Origin of the sequence: Pricia sp. (assembly GCF_041745955.1) — a bacterium.
Classification (GTDB): Bacteria; Bacteroidota; Bacteroidia; order Flavobacteriales; family Flavobacteriaceae; genus Pricia.
Genome location: NZ_JBGTHY010000277.1, coordinates 1 through 4,611 on the forward strand (window position 1 = coordinate 1; position 4,611 = coordinate 4,611).

Here is a 4,611-nt window from a genome sequence, read left to right on the forward strand (position 1 = left end):
GTGATCGATGGCGAAGGGGAATTCAACTTGGGCCTAGCAGCGGATTTTCAAGATCTTTTTAATGCGGACGAACAGGATGGACTTAATGAATTTTTGCTCACCTTGAACTTCAACGGGTTCAGCGACGGCGATACGGGCAGGGACTATACCCCTGCCCTTACCGGTATCAGGGCCGACGAACGAGGCAACATCGGGGGTGGATGGTCCGTGGCCGTACCGACCATCAACGTATACAATGCGTGGGATGGACGGGATTACAGAAAAGCGGTAAGCCTTGATACGACAGGTATTTTCAATGGGGTCGTGGAACCCTTTTCGAAATTCCCCGATTTCGACTCCAGAAATATCCAGAGTGCCTACATTGCCAAGTATATCCGTTTTCCGGGAGCGACCGCAGATCTCAACGGCCGCGCCTCTAGCTTCAATTATTCCCTGATGCGCTACGCCGAAGTATTATTGATTGCCGCGGAAGCCCTGAATGAGATAAGTCCCGCCTCGGCCGAAGCCGCCGGGTACGTCAACCGGGTACGTGCCAGGGCAAGGAACAATGCTGGTAATTTGAAAGCTTTTCCAGAGGATGTTGCAGCGGGACTTTCCCAAACCGATTTCAGGGATATGGTTTTGGAAGAACGGAAATGGGAGCTCGCTTTTGAATTCCAACGTTGGTACGATATCAAGCGCCGTCAATTGGGCACGGAAGCCTTCGGTCCCAACGGTTTGGAACCACAACCCAATTTTGACCCGGCACGCGATTATCTTTTTCCATTGCCGGGCGATGAACTGGAAAGAAACCCTAACCTAGGTTCGAACAACCCCGGGTATTAAGAACTGTTGAACTCCCTATACCATGTTCCCCCAGTGGGATTAATTTCCCAGGGGGAGTTTAAAATTCAAAACACTATGCAAAAAATTACATATTTGGTGTTTAGCATCGGATTTTTGGCGCTATCGGTTTCCTGCAAGTCAAACGGCAAAAGCAAAGATATGGGCGAATCGATTTCCGTTGATTCCCTTTTACAGGTACGCTACCAAAAATTATTGGAATACCCTGCGGATTCAATGGCGTTTCCAAGAAGTTATACAGATTCCACAAAGACCATCCGGAAAACACCATCCAAAGATTGGACCAGCGGCTTTTTCCCCGGAAATCTGTGGCATCTGTACCAACTCACCGGTGACGATGCCTTTAAGAAAAAGGCGGCTACTTGGACATCCTTCATGGAAAGCCAAAAACATAACGACGGCACCCACGACATGGGTTTTAAGATTTTCTGCAGCTTCGGCGAAGGCCTTAAGATTACCAACGACAGTAGCTACGCTAAAGTTATCGTGGAAAGTGCCCAGACCTTGGCCACCCGTTTCAACGAAAACGTGGGTTCGTTGCGTTCATGGGATTTTAATGCGGACGAGTGGGAATTCCCCGTAATCGTCGACAACATGATGAACCTCGAACTCTTATTCGAAGCCACAAAAATCACGGGAGACAGCACTTACTACGAAATGGCCGTTCAACATGCCAATACCACCCTGAAAAATCATGTGCGTGAAGACAATAGCATCTATCACGTAGTAGTTTATGATACCATAAGTGGGGCTGTAAAGGACAAAGTGACCCATCAAGGTTTTAATGCCGAATCGTCATGGTCAAGAGGTCAAGGCTGGGGCATTTACGGTTTTACCATGGCATACCGCTACACCCGGGACACCACCTACCTGAACCAGGCCATGGCTACCGCCGATTTCTACCTTTCCCAAGAAAATTTCAGGGAAGATGGGATTCCCTATTGGGATTTCCACGATCCCACAATTCCGGATGCCGTCCGTGATGTATCCGCGGCAACGGTCGTAGCATCCGCCTTTTATGAATTGGATGGATACGCAGATAACCCCAAATACTTGGCCTATGCGGACAGGGTGGTGGAAACCCTGCATTCCGAGGAATACATTTTACCGGAAGATGTTGATGGGCCTTTCATTTTAGACCACAGCACCGGCAATTGGCCCAAAAATGATGAAATGGACGATCCCATCGTTTATGGGGATTATTATTTTCTGGAAGCCTTATTGCGAAAGCAAGGGGAATAAAACATACATTTTGAAATTGGAAACGTGAAATGCCTTTTTTTTTAAAGCGTATAGCATAACCCGTTAAAGTCAAAAATGAGATATCTCATCCCTATTCTAATCACATTTTGTTTTATCAGTTGCAACGATGCCTCGAAAGCTCCCGAAAAGACCTTCTTCTCCCAAGAAAAAGCACGGGTGCTCCAAAAAGCCGAGGAGTACATTGACCTAAAGCCAATAACAGTCACGGCAACGATCAGCGAACGCAGCACCGGTGGCATCCACGATTTTTATTCGGAAGGGGATTACTGGTGGCCGGATCCTAAAAATCCCGAGGGCCCATATATACGTAAGGACGGCATGACCAATCCCGATAATTTTACCGCCCACCGGGAAGCCATGATTCGCCTTAGTCAAATTTGCGGGGCCTTGGCATCGGCCTATCGAGTAAGCGGTGATGAAAAATATGTGACCGCAATCCTACCCCATCTAAACGCCTGGTTCGTGGACGAGGCCACGCTAATGAACCCGAATCTGCTTTATGGGCAAGCCATTATGGGCAGGGTTACCGGCAGGGGTATCGGCATTATCGATACCATACACTTAATGGAAGTTGCCAAAGCCATTTCCGCTATTGAGACCTCCGAAACGGTGTCCAAGACCGATATCAAAAAACTAACGGATTGGTTCGCCACCTACCTTGATTGGATATTTACCCACGAATACGGAATAGCGGAGCGGGATAACGGCAACAACCACAGCGTATGTTGGGCGCTGCAAGCTTCCGTTTTCGCCGATTTAATTGGTGATGAAGAGGTAAAGGCCTATTGCCGAAACATGTATAAAACCGCATTATTGCCCGAACAAATGGCCGAAAACGGTAGTTTTCCGTTGGAACTGGAGCGGACAAAACCTTATGGATATTCCCTTTTTACTTTGGATGCCATGACCGCACTCTGCCAAGAACTTTCAACGCCAAAAGACAACCTGTTCACATTTAGCACGCCGGAAGGAAAAGGTATCGAAAAGGGACTCGCATTTCTGTATCCCTACGTAAAGGATAAAAGCACATGGCCCTACAAAGAAGACGTCATGTTTTGGGAAGAATGGCCCGTAAAACATTCCTCATTTCTCTTTGGAGGTCTAGCGCTGCGAAACGAAGCCTATCTCGACCTTTGGAAATCCCTGGATGCCGATTACGACAATCCCGAAGTCGTTCGCAATATGCCCATTCGGTATCCGTTGCTTTGGGTGGACTAAATTGAGCGAACCTATTTCTTCAAATACACGTTTTACGGCTTGTTGAGGCTTGGCGTTTAAAGAGTCCGGTATCATGTTCGTAAAAGATATATTTTATTGGTACATTAGGGCTATGTAATGAAGAACTCGTCTTGGATTCAAAACGAGAACACTCACTTAAATACAGAGCGTATGCTACCTAAAATAAATCCTACCGAGACTTCGGCATGGAAAGCCCTTACCGCACATTATTCAGAAATGAAGGGAATTCAGATGAAAGATCTTTTCGCCGACCATCCCGAACGCTTTAACCAAATGTCTCTGATCTTTAAAGACCTGCTATTCGATTATTCCAAAAACAGGGTTACCGATGAGACGATGAAGCTCTTATTTGAACTGGCGGAGGAATGCCATCTGAATTCCGCCATCGAAGCCATGTTCAATGGTGAAAAAATCAACGAGACCGAAGACCGGGCCGTCTTGCATACCGCCCTTCGTGATTTCTCCGGGAAACCTGTACTTACCGATGGAAAGGATGTGATGCCGGAAGTCGAAGAAGTACGCCAGCGCATGAAGGCCTTTTGCGAAAAGATTCATACGAAAGAATGGAAGGGATATACCGGAAAAGCTATTAGACATATCGTCAACATCGGCATCGGGGGCAGTGATCTGGGTCCCGTTATGGTAACCGAGGCCTTGCGTCCGTATTGGAAGCAGGGAATCGAAGCCCATTTTGTCTCCAATGTAGACGGAACCCAGATGGCAGAGACCCTGAATCAATTGAATCCCGAGGAAACCCTGTTCCTCATTGCATCGAAGACCTTTACTACCCAGGAGACCATGACCAATGCGCATACGGCGAGGGATTGGTTTTTAAAATCGGCCAAAGAAGAAAAATTTGTAGCCAAGCATTTTGTTGCCCTTTCCACCAATGAAAAGGATGTCGAGGCCTTTGGAATCGCTAAAGAAAACATGTTCGGTTTTTGGGATTGGGTCGGCGGCAGCTATAGTCTTTGGAGCAGTATCGGACTTTCTATCGCCCTTACCATCGGTTATGATAATTTCGAACAGTTGTTGAAAGGTGCCGAGGCTTCGGACGCACATTTCAGGACCACTCCCTTTAAAAAGAACATTCCCGTTATAATGGGCCTTATAGGATTGTGGTACACCGATTTTTTTGGGGCCCAAACCGAGGCCATACTCCCGTACGATCAGTATATGCACCGATTTCCCGCCTATTTTCAACAAGGAAATATGGAGAGCAACGGCAAGCATGTGGATCGCAACGGCCATCCGGTCTCCTACCCT

At 47.3% G+C, this 4,611-nt stretch carries 4 protein-coding genes; all 4 read left to right on the top strand.

Annotated features, from left to right (window positions below):
• Positions 1–825, top strand: an 825-nt coding sequence (locus ACEW8S_RS10225; RefSeq protein ID WP_373518053.1) for a RagB/SusD family nutrient uptake outer membrane protein, incomplete at its 5' end; no start/stop codon positions are given.
• A gap of 75 nt (positions 826–900) precedes the next feature.
• Positions 901–2,085 (top strand): glycoside hydrolase family 88 protein, encoded by a 1,185-nt coding sequence (locus tag ACEW8S_RS10230; RefSeq protein WP_373518054.1) that lies wholly within the window; start codon positions 901–903, stop codon positions 2,083–2,085.
• A gap of 75 nt (positions 2,086–2,160) precedes the next feature.
• Positions 2,161–3,324, top strand: a complete 1,164-nt coding sequence (locus tag ACEW8S_RS10235; protein ID WP_373518055.1) for an alginate lyase family protein — start codon at positions 2,161–2,163, stop codon at positions 3,322–3,324.
• 171 nt (positions 3,325–3,495) lie between these two features.
• Positions 3,496–4,611 (top strand): glucose-6-phosphate isomerase (gene pgi, locus ACEW8S_RS10240; protein ID WP_373518056.1); only part of this gene is annotated, 1,116 nt, incomplete at its 3' end.

Excerpts from the sequence above, each read along its gene's own strand:
- ACEW8S_RS10230 (WP_373518054.1), top strand. The coding sequence starts at position 901 with ATGCAAAAAATTACATATTTGGTGTTTAGCATCGGATTTTTGGCGCTA.
- ACEW8S_RS10235 (WP_373518055.1), top strand. The coding sequence starts at position 2,161 with ATGAGATATCTCATCCCTATTCTAATCACATTTTGTTTTATCAGTTGC.